General features: G+C 64.1%; 16 protein-coding genes. 9 read left to right on the forward strand and 7 right to left on the reverse strand.

Annotated features, from left to right (window positions below; translation table 11 throughout):
* Window positions 1–367: 367 nt before the first annotated feature.
* A protein-coding gene (locus tag NLM33_RS39780) for an IS3 family transposase (protein ID WP_254095161.1) occupies window positions 368–1497 on the forward strand; the annotation gives its coding sequence in 2 pieces (ribosomal slippage) (window positions 368–620 and window positions 620–1497; 1131 coding nt in all).
* 680 nt (window positions 1498–2177) lie between these two features.
* Window positions 2178–2459 carry a hypothetical protein gene (locus tag NLM33_RS39785; protein ID WP_254103859.1) on the forward strand — a complete coding sequence of 94 codons (282 nt, stop codon included), beginning with the start codon at window positions 2178–2180 and terminating at the stop codon, window positions 2457–2459.
* 100 nt (window positions 2460–2559) lie between these two features.
* Here the strand turns inward: NLM33_RS39785 and NLM33_RS39790 are convergent, their stop codons facing one another.
* The 3 genes from NLM33_RS39790 to glgC are packed head-to-tail and all read right to left on the reverse strand — an operon-like array spanning window position 2560 to window position 5587.
* Window positions 2560–2820, reverse strand: a complete 261-nt coding sequence (locus tag NLM33_RS39790; RefSeq protein WP_254103860.1) for a SemiSWEET transporter — start codon at window positions 2818–2820, stop codon at window positions 2560–2562.
* 53 nt (window positions 2821–2873) lie between these two features.
* Window positions 2874–4328 (reverse strand): glycogen synthase GlgA, encoded by a 1455-nt coding sequence (gene glgA, locus NLM33_RS39795; RefSeq protein ID WP_254103861.1) that lies wholly within the window; start codon window positions 4326–4328, stop codon window positions 2874–2876.
* The gene (gene glgC, locus NLM33_RS39800) at window positions 4325–5587 is read right to left on the reverse strand and encodes a glucose-1-phosphate adenylyltransferase (RefSeq protein WP_254103863.1); all 1263 of its coding nucleotides are present in this window, start codon (window positions 5585–5587) and stop codon (window positions 4325–4327) included. The genes glgA and glgC overlap by 4 nt, the downstream gene beginning before the upstream one ends.
* Window positions 5588–5833: 246 nt before the next feature.
* Between glgC and NLM33_RS39805 the strand changes: the two genes are divergently transcribed.
* A complete protein-coding gene (locus tag NLM33_RS39805) occupies window positions 5834–6280 on the forward strand; it encodes a hypothetical protein (protein WP_254103865.1) in 447 nt (148 codons plus the stop codon).
* A 223-nt stretch (window positions 6281–6503) separates the two neighbouring features.
* Window positions 6504–6947, forward strand: coding sequence for a hypothetical protein (locus NLM33_RS39810; RefSeq protein WP_254103866.1), 444 nt, complete (start codon window positions 6504–6506; stop codon window positions 6945–6947).
* 89 nt (window positions 6948–7036) lie between these two features.
* Here NLM33_RS39810 and NLM33_RS39815 read toward each other — a convergent pair whose 3' ends face one another.
* Window positions 7037–7198 (reverse strand): hypothetical protein, encoded by a 162-nt coding sequence (locus tag NLM33_RS39815; protein ID WP_254103867.1) that lies wholly within the window; start codon window positions 7196–7198, stop codon window positions 7037–7039.
* A 193-nt stretch (window positions 7199–7391) separates the two neighbouring features.
* Between NLM33_RS39815 and NLM33_RS39820 the strand changes: the two genes are divergently transcribed.
* Complete coding sequence (locus NLM33_RS39820) at window positions 7392–10478, forward strand: AAA family ATPase (protein WP_254103868.1); 3087 nt, start codon at window positions 7392–7394, stop codon at window positions 10476–10478.
* Here NLM33_RS39820 and NLM33_RS39825 read toward each other — a convergent pair.
* The 3 genes from NLM33_RS39825 to NLM33_RS39835 all read right to left on the reverse strand — a co-directional run bounded on the left by NLM33_RS39825 (window position 10459) and on the right by NLM33_RS39835 (window position 13334).
* Complete coding sequence (locus tag NLM33_RS39825) at window positions 10459–11550, reverse strand: catalase family protein (RefSeq protein WP_254103870.1); 1092 nt, start codon at window positions 11548–11550, stop codon at window positions 10459–10461. The two genes, NLM33_RS39820 and NLM33_RS39825, sit on opposite strands and share 20 nt — an antisense overlap.
* Window positions 11551–11693: 143 nt before the next feature.
* Window positions 11694–12080, reverse strand: a complete 387-nt coding sequence (locus NLM33_RS39830; RefSeq protein ID WP_254103872.1) for a hypothetical protein — start codon at window positions 12078–12080, stop codon at window positions 11694–11696.
* Window positions 12081–12347: 267 nt separating this feature from the next.
* Window positions 12348–13334, reverse strand: coding sequence for an ABC transporter substrate-binding protein (locus tag NLM33_RS39835; protein WP_254103873.1), 987 nt, complete (start codon window positions 13332–13334; stop codon window positions 12348–12350).
* Window positions 13335–13819: 485 nt separating this feature from the next.
* Between NLM33_RS39835 and NLM33_RS39840 the strand changes: the two genes are divergently transcribed.
* Genes NLM33_RS39840 through NLM33_RS39855 form a run of 4 tightly spaced genes read left to right on the forward strand, consistent with a single transcriptional unit; the run spans window position 13820 to window position 17877 of the window.
* Entirely contained in the window at window positions 13820–14923 is a 1104-nt protein-coding gene (locus NLM33_RS39840; RefSeq protein ID WP_254103874.1) for an ABC transporter substrate-binding protein, read from the forward strand.
* Window positions 14901–15914, forward strand: a complete 1014-nt coding sequence (locus NLM33_RS39845) for an ABC transporter permease (protein ID WP_254103875.1) — start codon at window positions 14901–14903, stop codon at window positions 15912–15914. Before NLM33_RS39840 ends, NLM33_RS39845 begins: the two co-directional genes overlap by 23 nt.
* Window positions 15908–16699 (forward strand): ABC transporter ATP-binding protein, encoded by a 792-nt coding sequence (locus NLM33_RS39850; RefSeq protein WP_254103879.1) that lies wholly within the window; start codon window positions 15908–15910, stop codon window positions 16697–16699. Before NLM33_RS39845 ends, NLM33_RS39850 begins: the two co-directional genes overlap by 7 nt.
* Window positions 16693–17877: an acyl-CoA dehydrogenase family protein gene (locus tag NLM33_RS39855; protein ID WP_254103880.1), complete on the forward strand. Its 1185-nt coding sequence runs from the start codon at window positions 16693–16695 to the stop codon at window positions 17875–17877. The genes NLM33_RS39850 and NLM33_RS39855 overlap by 7 nt, the downstream gene beginning before the upstream one ends.
* Window positions 17878–17881 lie beyond the last annotated feature (4 nt).

The following is a 17881-nucleotide window of genomic DNA, read 5'->3' on the forward strand; positions in this document are numbered from 1 at the left end:
AATTGCCTCCGATTGGAGACCGCAAAGCCGTGCGGGTCTACAGGTGTGTTCCCTGCCAGCGGATAGCCTCTACGCCTGCTCTGGATTAGGTGGGGCGCGGCTACTTGCGGGGATGGCGATCCTCATCAAGAACATACCGACAGCAAATATGGCGCGTTGCATCCTGAATACGCGGAGTGCGTTGACCAGTCGCGTTGCGCCGCTGGTCTCCAGTTACTTGAGTATCTGTTGTTCTGCTTCGTGAGCGTGCTGGAACGTGAGGCCCACGCACGCGGTGAGAGAGCTGGCTCCGCAAATTCGGACAGTAGCTTGAGTGGATTTTCTGCCTGAGAGCGGCGAGGCTTCTTGCCGCGAATCAGGAGCGAAGATGACGAAGAGGAGTCGCCGGACGCATTCTCCGGCATTCAAGGCAAAGGTGGCTTTGGCGGCCGTGAAGGGGGAGAAGACGTTGGCCGAGCTGGCGCAATTGTTTGATGTCCATCCGAACCAGATCACGACCTGGAAGACCCAACTCCTGGAAGGCGCCGCCGGAGTGTTTGGGCAGGACAACGGACCGGCCGAGGCGCCGGTCGATTTGAAGGCGTTACATGCCAAGATCGGCGAGCTTGCGTTGGAGAACGATTTTTTGTCCGGCGCGCTCACCAAGGCGGGCCTGCTGAGCGCAAAGCGATGATCGACCGCGACCATGATCTGTCTGTCGTGCGCCAGGCGAAGGTCCTGAACCTTGCCCGCAGTACGGTTTACTATGAACCTCGGCCGGTTTCGGCCGAGGACCTTGTCTTGATGCGCCGGCTCGATGAGCTGCACCTCGATTATCCCTTCGCAGGGGCGCGCATGCTGCGATCGCTGTTGCAGCGTGAGGGCATGCAGATTGGCCGCCGCCACGTCGCGACGCTGATGAAGCGCATGGGGATCGAGGCGATCTATCGCCGTCCGAACACGAGCAAGCCCGCACCGGGCCACAAGATCTACCCGTACCTATTGCGCGGATTGAAGATCGAGCGGCCGAACCAGGTCTGGGCAATGGACATCAGCTACATTCCGATGCGACGTGGATTCGTCTACCTCGCGGCGGTCGTCGATGTGTTCAGCCGACGGGTGTTGGTCCATCGCGTATCGATCACGATGGAGACGATATTCTGCGTCGAAGCGCTCCAGGAGGCGTTGGCGAAGCACGGCAGGCCCGAGATCTTCAACACGGATCAGGGTAGCCAGTTCACCAGCCTCGACTTCACCGGCGTGCTGCTGGACGCGAACATCGCCATCAGCATGGACGGCAAGGGTGCCTGGCGCGACAACGTGTTCGTCGAGCGGCTGTGGCGCACTGTCAAATACGAGGAAGTCTATCTGCGTGCTTACGACAGCGTGCTCGAGGCGCGAGCATCGATTTCCAAATATCTGGCGTTCTACAACCGAGGACGTCCTCACTCGAGCCTTGACGAACGCACGCCCGACGAGGCTTACTTCGGCGCGCAAACGATGGTGACGGCCGCATGATCGTCGCCAACGATTTTGCTGCGGCTCTGGTCGGGCTTACGCCCTCCCGACGCCACAGCAAAATCGTAAAGCCCCGCCTTCAGCATAACCCGGCAGGAATCCACTTAATTTTCGCGGGGCGCTGTCCAAACAACCGGGGCCAGCTCTGAGAACCTGTGTGTCGGTGAGTGCCACTGTATGGTGGAAGCCGCCACTCTTAGCAATGAAAAAGCTATCTGGACGAGCGGAGAAATAATCTGCGTGGGTAGAACGGCACATCTAACAACCGTTCCCCACACTGCCCAGGAATTCGAATGTACGACGTGTCATCGTACAGATGACACCGGTGCGTCGGGTAAATTGTTCGAGCATGAACGGAGGTTGGAGAAATCAAGAGCGAAGCCGCGAGCAATACTGCAAAGGGCATCTTCATGTGAACTCCCTTCATCGTTTGCATTCGTTTCGTATCTTAACTAAGTCAAAGCCAGTGCATCGGCACGGGCTTTCCAATCACGCGCCGCCTCAATTTGACCTATCAATTCGGTGGGCAAAAGATGAGAAAGCGGACAAGCGTGGATAGGAAGCGCCTCCGCTTGAGTACCTCTTAATGGTGGACGCCAGATCTACCGTTTGTTCGCGACGATCGGCATCATGCAGGCAACCGAACGCCGCGAGGTAAGACAATGACCACCGATCACCTCTTGCAGTCGCCGCCGATCCGTCACAACCGCATACCCGGCATCATTGGAGCCGCAATTCTTGTGCTCGGGTCAATTGCCGCTGCCATCATTCTTGGGGGAGGAACGCGCATCTCCGACGGCTTCGAACCGTTCGAGAAATCAGCGAATGAGCGCGTCTCCCAAGCCTTCGAGGACCTTAACGGCCGCGCGCCGATCTCTGACGATCTGAAGACTGCGCTGGCGTCGCTGAGCCAGAGCGTTCAAGGCGAGCAGAAGCCCCCGGTTCAGGCCGAGGGGCAGTGATCCTGTCGCTCAACAACCTGCCTTGGAATGTTCGATAGCAGCAGCGCTTGTCCGGCAGAGACCACGAGGAGGCAAATGCGAAAGGGTGACCCGCCCGTCCTCACCCGTATTTCAGCTTCATGACGAGGATGCCGCCGGCGATCACGATGGTGATCGCGTTGGCTGCGACCAGCGGCGCGTCGCCGGAGAGCAGGCCGTAGATCAGCCAGAGCACAAGGCCCAGAATCAGCACGAGAAACATACCGAGCGAGATGTCCACGGTGGAGCGGGTCTTCCAGACCTTGATGAATTGCGGGGCGTAGGCGAGGGTCGTGCAGGTTGCCGCAGCGAACCCGAGCAGCTTGATGACGAGCGGTTCCATGGGCCGCCCTATAGCACCGATTCGACGATGGAATGCGTCTGTTGACCTGATCGTTACCGGCGCGCAGCGGTAATCCTGCGGTAGAGTGCCGCATATTCGCCCGCCCGGTTGCGCCAGGAGACGTCGGTCGTCATGCCGCTCAGTTGCAGCCTGCGCCAGGTCAAATGGTCATGGAAGGCGAGGTTCGCCTTGCGTAGCGCGGCGGCGAGCCCTTCCGCCGTCACCGGGGCGAACTTGAATCCGGTTGCATCGTGGCCGCTGCTGTCGGCCTCGCCGATGTCTACCACCGTGTCCGCAAGCCCGCCGACGCGCGAGACGACCGGCACGGCGCCGTAGCGAAGCGCACAAAGCTGGGTGAGGCCGCATGGCTCGAACCGCGACGGCACGACAAGCGCGTCGGAGCCCGCCTGAATGAGGTGGGCAAGGATCTCGTCATAGCCGATCACGACGGCGATGCGGCCGGGATGAGCGCGTGCCGCGGCCTGATAGCGGTCCTGGAGGTCCGCATCGCCGCTGCCGAGCAGCGCGAGCTGCATGCCTTCGCCGAGAATCGTCGGAATGGTTTCGAGCAGGAGATCGAGGCCCTTCTGCCAGGACAGCCGGCTGATCACGCCGAGCAGAAGCGCGTCCGCGGACGGCGCGAGATTGAACTGCTTTTGCAGGACCGCCTTGTTGGCGGCCCGGAATTGCAGCTCCTTCGCGCCGAAGCGATAGGCGATGTGCGGGTCGGTCTCGGGATTCCACACGCCGATATCGATGCCGTTGAGGATTCCGCTGAGCACGCCGGAGCGCTCGCGCAAGAGGCCGCCGAGCCCCATGCCGCCCTCGTCGCCCTGGATTTCCTGCGCGTAGGTCGGCGACACCGTGGTGATGCGGTCGGCAAATTGCAGGCCGGCCTTCAGGAAGCTGATCCCGCCAAAATATTCGACGCCGTGGAGGCCAAAGGACTCCGGCGGCAGGCCGAACGAAGCAAGCATCCCGTAGGCGAACTTGCCTTGATAGGCCATGTTGTGAATGGTCATCACGGTCCCCGGGCGGGGGCCGCCTGCATAGTGCAAATAGGCCGGCAGCAGCCCCGCCTGCCAGTCGTGGGCATGCACGACGTCAGGCACGAACGAAGGGACGAGGCCGAGGCCGATATCGGCGGCGATGCGCGACAGCGCCGCAAAGCGCACGCCATTGTCGGGCCAGTCGGTCCCCTCTGCGGTGACGTAAGGGTTGCCCGGCCGCTCGTAGAGATGTGGTGCGTCGAGCACGAAGAGGTCGAGCCCCTCATGCGTGCCCGCGAGCAGGCGCGCCGGCCCGCCGAAATAATCCGGCCAGCGGCGGATTTCCTCCGCCTGCGGCAGCGTCCGCATGACGGCCGGATAGCCAGGCACCAGCGTCCGCATCTCGACGTCATGGGCTTTCAATGCGGCCGGCAGCGCGCCGGCGACATCGGCAAGACCGCCGGTCTTGATGATCGGATAGATTTCCGATGTGACCGCAAGGACGCGCGTCAACGTCATGCGTTCAGCCTGTCGATCATCGGCTGCGTAATGAGCGAGATGCCCTGTTCGGTGGTGCGGAACCGTTTTGCGTCGAGCTCGGGATCCTCACCAACGACGAGCCCTTCCGGAATCTCGACGCCACGGTCGATCACGACGTTGCGGAGCTGCGCGCCGCGGCCGACATTCACGTAAGGCATGATCACGGCGTTCTCGACATTGGCATAGGAGTTGATGCGCACGCCCGTGAACAGCAGCGATCGCCGCAGCGAGGCGCCGGAGATGATGCATCCGCCCGATACGAGCGAGCTCACCGCCTGTCCGCGCCGGCTCTCCTCGTCGTGCACGAACTTGGCGGGAGGCGTGATCTCCGCATAAGACCAGATCGGCCATGAGCGGTCGAACAGATCGAGCTCCGGCACCACGTCGGTGAGATCGATGTTGGCGGCCCAGTAGGCGTCGACGGTGCCGACGTCGCGCCAATAGGAGCGCGTGTCGTCCCCGGTCCGGACGCACGAGCTCGAGAACTGGTGCGCCACCGCGCGGCCGTTCTTGACGATATAGGGAATGATGTCCTTGCCGAAATCATGGCTCGAGTTCGGGTCGGCGGCGTCACGCTTCAGCTCCTCGTACAGGAACTTGGCGTCGAAGACGTAGATGCCCATGCTGGCGAGCGACATGTCGGGCTTGCCGGGCATCGGCGGCGGGTCTTTCGGCTTCTCGAGAAACGACTGGATGATGCCGTTGTCGTCGATATGCATGATGCCGAAGCCGGAAGACTCGGTGCGCGGCATTTCGAGGCATCCGACGGTGACGTCGGCGCGGCTGTCGACGTGCTGCCGCAGCATGAGCTCGTAATCCATCTTGTAGATGTGATCGCCGGCGAGCACCACGATGAAGCGGGCACCGTGCGATTCGATGATGTCGATGTTTTGGTGGACGGCATCGGCAGTTCCGACATACCACATGGTCTCCGAGACGCGCTGGCTCGCGGGCAGGATGTCAAAGCTCTCGTTGCGCTCGGGACGGAAGAAGTTCCAGCCCATCTGGAGATGCCGGATCAGGCTGTGGGCCTTATATTGGGTCGCGACCGCGATGCGGCGGATGCCGGAGTTCACGGCGTTCGATAATGCGAAGTCGATGATGCGGGATTTGCCACCGAAATAGACCGCGGGCTTGGCACGCCGGTCGGTCAGCTCGAGAAGACGGCTTCCTCGTCCGCCGGCGAGTACGAAGGCCAGGGCTTGGCGCGCGAGCGGCTCATTTCCAACACGATTCATTCTGTCCTCCCGAGGGCCCCGTTTTTATCGCCCCGAAACTTCCGTCGCGGGAAGCCGGTGGCGCCTGTATCGAAGCAGAATTCTAGCGGCACGGATAACAATTCGGAAAGTGGTCTGTTGGTTGCCGTCGGTCGCGGCCGCCCTGCGGCTATGCTTTTTTCGATTGCCGAGTCTTCCCGGTCGCCCTGAAAGGGTGGTAGGCTGAGGGCTATTTCAGATCGCTTTCATATTTTTTGGATTCATCCGATGCCCTGCGCCAACGAAATGTTTGGCCTGCTGCGGCTGCTTTCAGTCGGGCTGGCCTACCTCACCGGCACCCCGGATCACCTCGCGCAGCGACGCGATCTCGCCGAGGCCTGGCAGGTCCTCTCGCCCTGCGCGGAGACCGCCTCCTTCGACGGGGCGTGGACCCTGTCGCTGAAGGACAACGGCACCGCCATCGCCAAGAGCGATCGCCACGCGCAGTTGCTGCAAGGGCGCTGGGAGCTCGTCGATGCCGGGACGCACACCTTTCGCATCGACGTGCTCGCCTTCGGCAATGATTTCGTCGTGGTCCCGACGGCTGCTGGCTGCGTGCTCGGCTCGGGCACGCTCAGAAACGTCGATCTGCGCCAGAGCTGGTTCACGCATGGCAGCCGCGAGGCAGGCGATCTCATGGCATCGGCGACCGATCCAGGCGTGAGGACGAAGTAGCCCTGCGGTGCGGCTTGCGGGCGTTCGTCCTGCGGCATTTCAGCGCCCGCGATGGAGCTGGTGCGATCCGTGCCGGCTTTCTGAGGTTTGAGGCGGTCGGATCGACGAGAGGCCGGGACGCCTTGTGCGGTGCACGCAAAGGGATGCTTTGACTCAGCGCAAAGATGCCAGATCATGTGGCGTGCGATCCTTTTTCCAAACGAAGCGTCAGAGGAGCAAGGCGATGAGTATCTGGAAAACGGCAATAGCCTGTTCGCTCGCCGGTGCCGTCGTGGCCGGCCAGGTGCAGCAGGCGGCGGCGGCACCGATGCCGACCAATGTGGCAACGATGAAAGCCATGGTCGGCGATGACACCGTGCAGGTGTACTGGCGCGGCGGATGGGGCTGGGGCCTAGGAGCGCTTGCAGCCGGCGCCATCATCGGTGGCGCCATCGCAAGCTCTGGGCCTTACGGCTATTATGGCGGTCCCTACGGCAGCCCTTATGGTTATGGCTACGGCTATGGCTATGGCTACGCGCCGGCCTATTACGGCTACGCGCCCGGCTACGCCTATTCGCCCTATCAAGCCTATCCCCGCTATTACCGCCCGTATCGACCGTATTACGGCTCCAGCTATGGCTACTACCGGCCATACCGCGCCTGGCACCGCCCCTACGGATATTGGTGATCGCGCGAGCGTGCGTCGGCAGTTCTGACGGTCGACCCGGCCAAGGCTCGGCGCTCGCGCTGTCGCGCGCGAGCGCTACCCGCGACTGGTCACGGCAGAAGCGCGATGATGGCGAAGCCGGCGTCGAAGACGATTGGCCCCGACAACGCGAAATAGACCGCGGCAAGCACGCAGACGATCGCGTAGACGAATACGAACCAGCCTTCGCAATCGCGGGTTGAAAAAATAGCTCTGCGGCGTGGAAGTGGCATAGTCAACTCCCTGCCAAAATTTGGGCATCGACTGCCCTGATTGAAAAAGACAGCGTGATGAAATGCTTCCTGGTGATGTCCATGACATCGCCAGGCGCGACGCTAGCGCCGAGAACCGGCCGGAGTCCTTACGCCGTCCTTACATTTGACTGAGCTTTCTCTTAAGCTCGGAAAGCACCCGGAGGTTGCGGCCGTGCGGACAGACGAGCTCGCCTTTGGCCAGTTCCGGCTCGATCGCGCCAACGCGCTGCTGTGGCGCGGACCGGAGCGCGTTGTGCTGGCGCCGAAACCTTTCGAGGTCCTCTGCTGCCTGATCGAGCGCCCCGGCGAGCTCGTGACCAAGGAAGAGCTGCTCGACGCGGTCTGGTCGGATCTGCATGTCAGCGAGTCGAGCCTCGCGGTCGCCATGAATGCGCTGCGTGCGGCGCTCGGTGACGACAGGCAGTCGCCCAGCTACATCGAGACGGTCACGCGACGCGGCTATCGCTTCATCGCGCCCGTCACCGCCGCATCGTCATCGGCCACCGAACGGCTGGAGGAGCCCTCCGAGGACGTCATCGACCGCAGACGGCAATGGCGCGTCGGACGCACGACGGCGCTCGAGACACTCGACACCGCGCTACACAAGGTAAAAGCCGGACAGCGTCAGGTCGTCTTCATTACGGGCGAAGCCGGAATAGGCAAGACGACGCTTGTTCAGATGGCTCTCGATCGCATGGCGTGCGAGAGACCCGGTGTGCTGCATTGCGATTGCAACGAATTGTTCGGCACCCATGAGGCTTTCCTGCCGCTGATCGAAGCCCTCAACGAACGATGCCGCGGCGAGGGCGACGCCGCGATGCTCGCTGCCATTCGCGAGCACGCGCCGACGTGGCTCGCCCAGATGCCGGGTTTCCTTGGTGAAGGCGATCGCGTCGCCTTCCAGCAGGAGCTTTTTGGCGCGACGCGGGAGCGCATGTTGCGTGAGTTCGCCGATCTCCTGGAGAGCATCGCCGCGAAACGGCCCTGGATCATCATCCTGGAAGACCTGCATTGGAGTGACTTTGCCACCGTGGATGTTCTGTCGCGCCTGGCGCGGCGGGACCGCAAGGCGGCGATCCTCGTTCTCGCCACCTATCGGCCGATGGAAGTCGCCGTCGGCGGACATCCGGTCAAGGCCGTCCACCAGGATCTCCAGATCCACGGACATGCAACCGAGCTCGCGCTCGATCGACTGACGGGGAGCGACGTCGAGCGCTACCTTGCCCTGCGCTTCAACTCGGCCGAATTCGCCGGCGAACTGGTCGAGCGCATCTTCGCGCGGACCGAGGGGCAGCCTTTGTTCGTAACGTCGCTCCTCGACCATCTCGTTGCCCAGGGCGCGCTCGTCGAGGATGGCGGCGGGTGGCGGCTGGAGCGCGAGGAGGCGGCCTCGCATGACAGCATGCCGCGCGATTTGCAGGGCATGATCGCGCGGCAGATCGATCACCTCACGGCCGAGGAACGCAGCCTGCTCGAGGTCGCAAGCGCGGCGGGGGCCGAGTTCTCGGCGCTGCACATTGCCGGCGTGCTCGATCGGAACGTGCTGGACGTGGAGCAGATGTGCGAGGAGCTGGCGCGTGCCGGGCGCATCATCCTCGTGGCCGGCGCGACCGAATGGCCGAGCGGAGAGGTCTCCGGTCGCTACGCGTTCCAGCACGCGCTGTACCAGGAGATGCTGTACCAGCGGCTGGCGCCTGCGCGCCGCGTGAACACTCACGTGCGGCTCGGTGTCGGTCTCGAGCGCGGGTATGGATCGCAAGCCGCGGAGGTCGCCTCGGTGCTCGCGCGTCACTTCGAGCTGGGGCGCGATTTTCCGAAGGCAACGCGCTATCTCGCCATGGCGGCCGAGGGCTCGGCGCGTCGGTTCAGCACGCGCGAGGCTGCGAACTACCTCACGCGCGCCCTGGATCTCGTGCCGCATCTGCCGGCCGACGTGCAGGTGCCGACGCGCCTGAAGCTGCTGCTGCAGCGCGCCTGGGCCTGGCGGGCCGGCGGCGACTTCCTGAACTCGCTGCAGGATCTCGGCGCGATCGTGGCCCATGCAGCGGAGAACGGCCTTGTTCGCGAGGAGGTGAACGCGCTGGTCGATCTCAGCAGGTTCTGCCTCTATATCGATCGGCGACGGTGTCTGCCCTTCGCCGAGCAGGCGCTGGCGAAGAGCCGGGCGAGCGATGACGCCGCATTCGCTGCCCTGGTCCGGGGCAACGTCGCCAATCTGAAGCTGATGCTGCGCGGCTGGAGCCGCGAGGACGCCGAGTTCTCGGCGCAGGCGTCGGCACTGATCTCGGACGCGCAGGACCTCAGCATGCGGCTGCGGCGCTGCTCCATGGAAATGGTGCTCGAGTTCCTGAGGTCGAACTATCCGGCCTGCATCGATGCGACGAGCAGGGGCAAGCAGCTCGCCCGCGTGCTCGGCGACGTCTACCTCTTCGTGCTCTATGAGTCCGTCGAAGCGTTCGCCTCCCTCTACATGGGCGAATGGGGGGCGCTGCAGCAGAGCGTTCGCTCTGCGCTCGCCATCGCGGAGCGGAACGCGAATCCGCAGGCGCGTGCCCTGTGCCAGCTCGCGATCGGATGGCTCCACGCCGCGGTGGGGGACCATGAGATCGCGGCGAGGCACGCGGAGGAAGTCACGAACCCGATGCTCGAGGCAAACCCGTTCACCTTCTTCCTCGGCAGGAATTTGCTGGTGCGCGCCCATCTCGGGACGGGCAACCTCACTCTGGCGCGGCAGCATCTCGATGCCGTCGAGCGTCGGATGCAGGTGGACGGTGTGCCGATCGAGTCGCTGGTCATGCCGCAGTACCTGCTGAATTGCTGCGAGTACTGGATCGCGGCCGGCGATCTCGACCAGGCAAAGGCGGCGGCCGGCCGGTTTCACGAGGTGACGCGCGCCGCGCCCGATCGGCCGTTCCTCGCGCTGTGCCAGGAGGTGATGGCGAGAATTGCGCTCCTGAGCGGCGATGCAGAGATCGCCAGGCGGCACCTGTCGGAGGCCGTCTCGACCGTTCGCCACGCCGGCCTGCCCTACGCGGCATGGCGGATCTACGCCTCGCTTGCAGACTTTTATGCAGGCCGTGGAGAGGCGCGGAAGGCGGCCAACTGGAGGCGCCACTCTGATACGGTTGTGAATTCGCTTGCGCGTTCGCTCGCGCCAGACGATCCGCTGCGCTCGCTGTCATTCTTCGCCCGCGGCGCGACTGCTGGTGCAGCGGACACTTGCGGCCGCCAGCCCGACATCAATCGGGAAACTCGCTGATGTCTTGCGGTTCTCTGGGCAGCGGGACCGGTCCGTTCTGCTTGTGCCGGCGCTCGCGAGACGCGCGATAGGCATCCCTGCGCAGCCGCATGATCGAGCCGAGCGGCTGATGATCGGCCAGGCAACGCCAGGGATCGAACGACAGGACGTCGTTGGCGTAGTCGCGGCGTGTGGAGGTATTGGCGGCTTGCGGAGGAAGGGTGATCTTGCCCAGCGGTTGCGGTACTGCGACATCCTCTGGCCAATCGATCGAGGAATCCTCGACCGGCGTGCGTTTCAGGTCGGTGCAGAGCTGCGCGCGCAGCTCATATTCTGCGCCATTCTTCTGAAAGAACTCTGTGACCGAGTCCCGCACGATTTCGTCGCCGTCATTGCTGGGCTGGCCCGTGAGCTTGCGCACGGCATCCGAGACCGGCACCGCCCGGATCCTCGCGATATAGTCGCCGAAGCGGAGCGTGCCCTCGGTGTGAAAGGTTTCGCCGAGGATGTTGTTGCCGGGGTCGCCAAGCGCCTTCGCGAGCAATGGTATAGGGACACCGGTCGCGTTCGAAACCGTAATGGCGATGCGGGAGAAGAACCCCACGATCCTGAACCCGATGTCGGGGGTGTTCAGGTTGCGCTCGACGTTGGTCTGGGCTGCCAAATAAGCCTTGGCATCGGCCATGTAGCTCGGGTGATTGACGAGAAGGAAATCCTGGTTGGTCGAAGTGTCATCCTTAAGCGCCTTGTCGCCGGACACACCGAGGACCTTGATCGCCATGCCGCGGGGCGAGCGAACGCGATCGCTCTTGAGCCCGAAGGCGGTGGAGAGGCGGACGATAATCGGATAACGGGCCGGCTTTGCGAACAGGCCCTGACGCAAATGCGCCGGCAGATTGTCGTAGACGGTCAGCTCGCCGCGCAGGAAGCCGACGCCTTTGGCGTGTTGCTGACGAATGCCGTGGCTAAATCGCTTGAAGGTGGCGTCGCTGGTCCGCTCGATCGAGGCGGCGATGGCCCGGACGGCATCGGCCTCGTCGGGACTCGGTTGTTCGACAGAGGGGTCGTAGCGAAGATATCGATCGGCTGACATGGCGCTGATCTCCAGCCCGCGGGTCGCCTGCCCATTGCGAACGATGGCGGCCGCCGGGCGAGTTCCATTCTAGGCGCGTATCCATCGCGCGAGCAACCGGAACACGAATTCCGGCTGCTCTGGCGCCCCCTTCCGTCGCGCGGCTATTGCGCCACGCGCTGCGATGCGACGTGGTTCTCCTGGCGAACCTCGCTGCGGCGCTCAGGCGTGGTGCAGACCTTGTCGCCGTAATACGCCTCGCGCCAGACATATCCCGACTGGCATGTGTCGCTGCCCGGTTGATGCCGGCTCGCGGCCCTTGCGTTCTCGCTGGCGACGACGCTCCTGGATTCCGGCGTGACGCAGACGAGATCGCTCGGAACGGCGATCCGCCAAACGTAGCCGGGAGCGCATTCCATCGCTGCCATGGCCGGGCTGGTCGAGGAGACGCAGGTCGTCAGGAAGGCATAGAGGGCGGCGATCCGATAGCTATTTTGGACAGCATTGTTGTCCGACCGCGAGGGAGAAGGTGTGCGTGCTGAAATGGTCATGGTCAAATCCTCCTGAAATAAGGCGCCAAGCGGTCTCCCGTTTGATGCGGAGATGAGGCATGGACGTCACCAGGGGCGATGCTACGGCGGAGGCAGCCGCGGAGTCCTTAAGCGCGCCTTATCTTCCTCTCATCATTCTCTTAAGCGCGGTTGCCCTCACGACGAGAACCAGACCATCGCCGCCATGCAGGCGAGGTGCACCAGCACGATCGCCGCGAGGTGAAGCGGCCCGGCCTTGAGGGACGGACCGCTCATCGCCGGGGCTCCTCAGTTCGACCCTGCGGCAGCCGCCGTGAAGCTGCGGTCGACAGCCTGGCTGACGTCGAGCTTCTTCGGAAGGATGCCGTAGCGGGTGGCGCGGTCGGAGGCCTCCTGCACCTCCTTCACGACGTTCTCGTCAATCACGATCGGGCTGGTGCGCTGCGCGGTGTAGGCGCTGAGCAGCACGTCCTCCGGCAGTTTGGTCAGCTCTGCGGTGTTCTTCGCATAGTCACGGATGTGATCGAGCGACCACAGCCGCGCCTTGTTGAGGCGCTGCAAGAAATCCTGTACGGCGGCGCGCTTGCTGGCGATCGCGCTGTCGGAGGCGACGATGAAGGTGACGGTCGGCGTCAATCCTTCGCCGTCGGCAATCACGCGCGCCTTGTCCTTCAGCGTCGCGAAGGACACGTACGGCTCCCACACCGCCCAGGCATCGATCGAGCCGGCGAGCAAGGCGATCTTGGCGTCGACCGGGCCGAGCGGTGCGAATGTGGCCTCGTCGAGCTTGATCTGCGCCTTCTCGAGCGTCGCATCGATCAGGAACTGGCCCCAGCCGCCGCGGGTGCCGGCAAGGCGCTTGCCCCTGAGGTCGGCGGCCGACCTGATCGGTGAATCCTGCCGGACGAGGATGGCTTGCGTCTTCGCGTCCGATCTTGTGCCGCCGATCGCCTTGATCGGCGCGCCCGCGGCATAGACCGACAAAAAGGAGAGATCGCCGGTGTAGCCGACGTCGAGCGCACCGGCGTTCAGCGCCTCCAGGATCGGTGCCGCCGCGGGAAATTCCGACCATTCGATCCTGTACGGCAGATCCCTGGCGTAACCGGAAATATCGAGCAGCGAACGATTGCCGCCTTTTTGGTCGCCGACGCGCAGCACGATCGTATCCGCTGCGAAGGACGCAGCCGCCGTCGACAATGTGATTGCGGCAGCGAGCAGTGATGTTGCGAGCCGGCGTGCGAGAGAACGATCGTGAGAGTGGGAGTTGATGCTCATATGATGCTTCTTGTTTTCTTCCTGGCTCACATGGCGTGAGCGACGATGCAGCGGGACGGTCAAGTTTATGAGCGGGCAGGCCGCAGTCAATGAAACGGCCAACTGAATTGCGTGCACTTGTCAGAAGGACGTTTCATCGTGCGGGCATCCTCGAGAAGGCGATACGCGCGACGCCCGATCTGCGTGACGATTGTGCAGGCGATGGAGTCGTCGCGCGATCCGTGAGCACGACGAGATCGCAACGAACTCGAAAAATCCTTTCGTCGTCGATGCGCGCGCTGGTGGAGAGAATGTCTGCGCTGCTCGCAACATTCGAAATTCCATTTCATTGACGATGCGGCCAGCGCGCCGCATCATTTGCGCATCGCAATCAAGAGGCGATTTGTTCGCCTCGAGAAGGTTTTTCTCTTAACGCTGCTCCGCAGGGAATATGCGCAACGCGACGCGTTGTGCAAGCGGCGGAGCTTTGGGGCAATGAGGTGCAGATGAGCAACAACGAGGACAAGCGCGGCGGTGCGGACGTTGACCGGCGCCATCTGCTGCGGGCGGGCCTTGCAGCAGCGTTTGCCGCGCCGCTCGGCGCTCTCGGCGCGCAAGCGTTCGCGCCGCGCGCGATCGGGCCGGCGATCGATTTCTCGCAGTTTCCGCTGTGCCAGACCTCCTCCGATGCGCCGGCGCTCACCGGCGCGCCACGCAAGCTGAAATTGTCGTGGAACGCAGGCGCCGTGTGTCTCGCGCCGGTCCCGGTGGCGATCGAGCACGGCTTCTTCCAGAAGCAGAATCTCGACGTCGAGCTCGTCAACTATTCCGGCTCGACCGATCAGCTCCTGGAGGCGATCGCGACGGGCAAGAGCGACGCAGGTCTCGGCATGGCGCTGCGCTGGCTGAAGCCGCTTGAGCAGGGCTTTGACGTCAAGATCGCGGCCGGCACCCACGGTGGCTGCATGCGCGTGCTGTCGCGCGTGGACTCCGGTGTGAGCAAGCTCGCCGATCTCAAGGGCAAGATCGTCGCGGTTGGCGATCTCGCCGGTCCCGACAAGAACTTCTTCTCGATCCAGCTCTCCAAGCTCGGCATCGACCCGACCAAGGACGTCGACTGGCGCGCCTATCCCGGCAACCTGCTGGATGTCGCCGTCCAGAAGGGAGAGGTGCAGGCCTTCCTGTCGTCCGATCCGCTCGCCTATCTCTGGCTCAAGGACAGCCAGTACAAGGAGGTTGCCTCCAATCTCGACGGCGAATATCGCGACAAGAGCTGCTGCATCCTGGGCCTGCGCGGCAGCCTGGTGCGCGACGAGCCGCAGGTTGCGCGGGCCATCACACAGGCCCTGCTGGATGCCGCAATGTTCTCGTCGCAGAACCCGGAAAGGGCAGCCAGGTCGTTCCAGCCTTACGCGCCGAAGGCGGCGACGCTCGCGGATCTTGAAGGCATGGTGCGCTACCACACCCACCATCATCATCCGGTCGGCGAGGTGCTCAAGCGCGAGCTCAAGGCCTATGCGGACGATCTGAAGAGTGTCTCGGTGTTCAAGCCGAGCACGGATACCGCCAAATTCGCGGAGCGCATCTATGTCGACGTATTCGCTGTCTGACGGCCTGCCGTCGGCCGCGCCGCGCGAGCTTGCGCTCGCCGGCTGGCTGAAGGAGTCCGGGTCCGGCGTCGCGGCGAGCTTCGCCTGGATCGCCTTCGGCTTGTCCTGCCTGCTCTGGGACGACGTCGGCGATTGGTCGCGGACGCATTCACTTGGGATCGCCGCCTTCGTCATCGCGGCCGTCGCGCTGTTCGGGACGGTCGGTGCCGATTACCTCGGTTCTGCCGGGCGCGCCTTGCGCAAGCGCGCGCCATGGCTGCTGGCGCTCGGCCTGATCCTGACCCTGTGGGAGGTCGCGACTGCAAAATTCGCCTGGCTGCCGCTGCCGTTCTTCCCGCCACCGCAGGCGATCATCGAGGTCTATACCGACGACCTGCCAAAGCTGCTCGACAGCGTCTTTGCCTCGGTCCGGCTCCAGCTCGGCGGTTATCTCATTGGTGCCGCCATCGGCTTCCTCACCGGCGTTTCGATCGGTTGGTCGCGCGCAATCGGCTATTGGGTGCATCCGGTGCTGCGCTTCATCGGCCCGCTGCCGGCCACCGCCTGGTTGCCGATCGCCTTCTTCACCTTCCCGTCGAGCTGGAGCGCCTCGACCTTCCTGATCGCGCTGGCGACCGGTTTTCCCGTCACCGTGCTGACCTGGTCGGGCGTCGCGAGCGTCAGCAACGCCTATTACGATGTCGCGCGCACGTTAGGTGTAAAGCCGTCCTTCCTGGTGCTGAAGGTCGCCATCCCCGCAGCACTGCCGCACGTCTTTGTCGGCCTGTTCATGGGGCTCGGCGCGTCCTTTGCCGTGCTCGTCATCGCCGAGATGATCGGCGTCAAGGCGGGACTCGGCTGGTATCTGCAATGGGCGCAGGGCTGGGCGGCTTACGCCAACATGTATGCGGCACTGATCGTGATGTCGCTGCTCTGCTCCGGCGCAATCACGCTGTTGTTTGCGATCCGCGATCGCCTCCTGGTCTGGCAGAAGGGGACCGTCAAATGGTAGCGACCGCCGAGGTCATCGCCTATCCCGCCGCCGGTGCCGCGCTCGACATCGAGCAGGTCAGCCACGCCTTCGACATCGACGGCACCGAGCTTCCGGTGCTCAGCGATGTCAGCATCGCCGTCGCGCCCGGCGAGTTCGTCGCGCTGCTCGGTCCGTCCGGCTGCGGCAAGTCCACGCTGCTGCGGCTGGTCGCGGGCCTGGAGAAGCCGCGGGCGGGCGCCTTGCGCGAGGACGAGAGCCGTATCACGCATCCGCATCCCTCGCGTGTCGTCGTGTTCCAGGACCCGACGCTGTTTCCCTGGCGCACGGTTTGGGACAACGTCGCACTTGGCCTCGAGGCCCAGGGCGTCCTGAAGCGACAGCGGTCTCGCGTCGATTCCGCGCTCGATCTCGTCGGGTTGTCGGCCTTCCGCAATGCGTATCCGCACCAGCTCTCCGGCGGCATGGCGCAGCGCGTTGCGCTCGCACGCGCGCTCGTCAACGATCCCAAGATCCTCATTCTCGACGAGCCGCTCGGCAAGCTCGACTCGCTGACCCGCATCACGATGCAGGCCGAGCTCGTCTCGCTCTGGCAGCGCAAGGGTTTTACCACGCTGCTCGTGACCCATGACGCCGAGGAGGCGCTGGTGCTCGCCAACCGCGTCATCGTGTTCAGCGAACGGCCGGCGCGCGTCAAGGCCGACATCCGCGTCGACCGACCCTATCCGCGGCATCGCGGCGATCCCTATCTCGCGGATCTGCGCCGCCAGATCCTCGGGCTGTTGGGGCTCGACGCCACATGGTAGCGCCACAGGCGAATTCGGCCGCAAAGCCTCGCGCGTCGCAAGGCCAGCCGGACTATGTCGAGCGGGCGCAGGTCCTCGCCGCAGGCTTCGCCGATCGCGCTGCCGAGCATGACCGCACCGCCAGCTTCCCCTTCGAGAATTTCAAGGAGCTGTCGGATGCCGGTCTGCTGTCGCTGACCGTGCCGGCCGCGCACGGCGGCGCAGGTGCCGGCGCGCGCTATGCCGCGCGCATTCTCGGCATCATCGGCAAGGCCGACCCGTCGACTGCGCTGGTACTGTCGATGCACTACATCAACCACCTCGCCATGGCGCGGAGCACGACCTGGCCGGCACGACTGTCGCGCAAGCTCGCGCGCGAGAGCGTCGAGGGGCTTGCGCTGATCAACGCGCTGCGCGTCGAGCCCGAACTCGGATCGCCCGCGCGCGGTGGACTGCCGGCAACCGTCGCGCGGCGCACCGAGACCGGCTGGCGACTGACCGGCCACAAGATCTATTCGACCGGCGCGCCGATCCTGAAATGGTACCTGGTCTGGGCGAGGACCGACGAGGCGGAGCCGCGCGTCGGGCAGTTCCTCGTGCCGGCGGGCCTGCCGGGCACGCGCATCGTCGAGACCTGGGATCATCACGGTCTGCGTGCAAGCGGCAGCCACGACGTCCTCTTCGACGACGTCGTCATCCCCCTGGATTCCGAGCTTGATGTCCGCAGGCCCGCGGATTGGCGCGCACCGGATATCGCGCAGGCGACCGTGCATACGGTGTTCGTCGCGGCGATCTATGACGGCATTGCGCGCGCCGCGCGCGACTGGCTCATCGAATTCCTGAAGCACCGCGTCCCCGCCAGTCTCGGCGCGCCGCTATCGACACTACCTCGCGCGCAGGAGGTTCTCGGCGCCATCGAGGCGCGGCTCGCGGTAAATGCCCGGCTGATCTCTTCATTTGCCGGCGATTTCGACGACGGGATCTCGCTCTCCGCTGCCGAATCTAACGTCATCAAGCTGACTGTGACCAACAATGCGGTCGCCGTGGTCGAGGATGCGCTGTCGCTCACCGGCAATCACGGGCTCACCCGCGCCAATCCGCTGGAGCGGCACTATCGCGACGTGCTGTGCGGCCGCGTGCATACGCCGCAGGACGATTCAACGCGCCTCACGCTTGGCCGTGCCGCGCTGAGACTTTGAGATC

This window comes from Bradyrhizobium sp. CCGUVB1N3, from assembly GCF_024199925.1.
Lineage (GTDB): Bacteria > Pseudomonadota > Alphaproteobacteria > Rhizobiales > Xanthobacteraceae > Bradyrhizobium.

Excerpts from the sequence above, each read along its gene's own strand:
- NLM33_RS39850 (WP_254103879.1), top strand. The coding sequence starts at position 15,908 with ATGGTAGCGACCGCCGAGGTCATCGCCTATCCCGCCGCCGGTGCCGCG.
- NLM33_RS39830 (WP_254103872.1), bottom strand. The coding sequence starts at position 12,080 with ATGACCATTTCAGCACGCACACCTTCTCCCTCGCGGTCGGACAACAAT.
- NLM33_RS39835 (WP_254103873.1), bottom strand. The coding sequence starts at position 13,334 with ATGAGCATCAACTCCCACTCTCACGATCGTTCTCTCGCACGCCGGCTC.
- glgC (WP_254103863.1), bottom strand. The coding sequence starts at position 5,587 with ATGAATCGTGTTGGAAATGAGCCGCTCGCGCGCCAAGCCCTGGCCTTC.
- NLM33_RS39790 (WP_254103860.1), bottom strand. The coding sequence starts at position 2,820 with ATGGAACCGCTCGTCATCAAGCTGCTCGGGTTCGCTGCGGCAACCTGC.
- NLM33_RS39810 (WP_254103866.1), top strand. The coding sequence starts at position 6,504 with ATGAGTATCTGGAAAACGGCAATAGCCTGTTCGCTCGCCGGTGCCGTC.
- NLM33_RS39805 (WP_254103865.1), top strand. The coding sequence starts at position 5,834 with ATGCCCTGCGCCAACGAAATGTTTGGCCTGCTGCGGCTGCTTTCAGTC.
- NLM33_RS39825 (WP_254103870.1), bottom strand. The coding sequence starts at position 11,550 with ATGTCAGCCGATCGATATCTTCGCTACGACCCCTCTGTCGAACAACCG.
- glgA (WP_254103861.1), bottom strand. The coding sequence starts at position 4,328 with ATGACGTTGACGCGCGTCCTTGCGGTCACATCGGAAATCTATCCGATC.
- NLM33_RS39840 (WP_254103874.1), top strand. The coding sequence starts at position 13,820 with ATGAGCAACAACGAGGACAAGCGCGGCGGTGCGGACGTTGACCGGCGC.
- NLM33_RS39845 (WP_254103875.1), top strand. The coding sequence starts at position 14,901 with ATGTCGACGTATTCGCTGTCTGACGGCCTGCCGTCGGCCGCGCCGCGC.
- NLM33_RS39855 (WP_254103880.1), top strand. The coding sequence starts at position 16,693 with ATGGTAGCGCCACAGGCGAATTCGGCCGCAAAGCCTCGCGCGTCGCAA.
- NLM33_RS39815 (WP_254103867.1), bottom strand. The coding sequence starts at position 7,198 with ATGCCACTTCCACGCCGCAGAGCTATTTTTTCAACCCGCGATTGCGAA.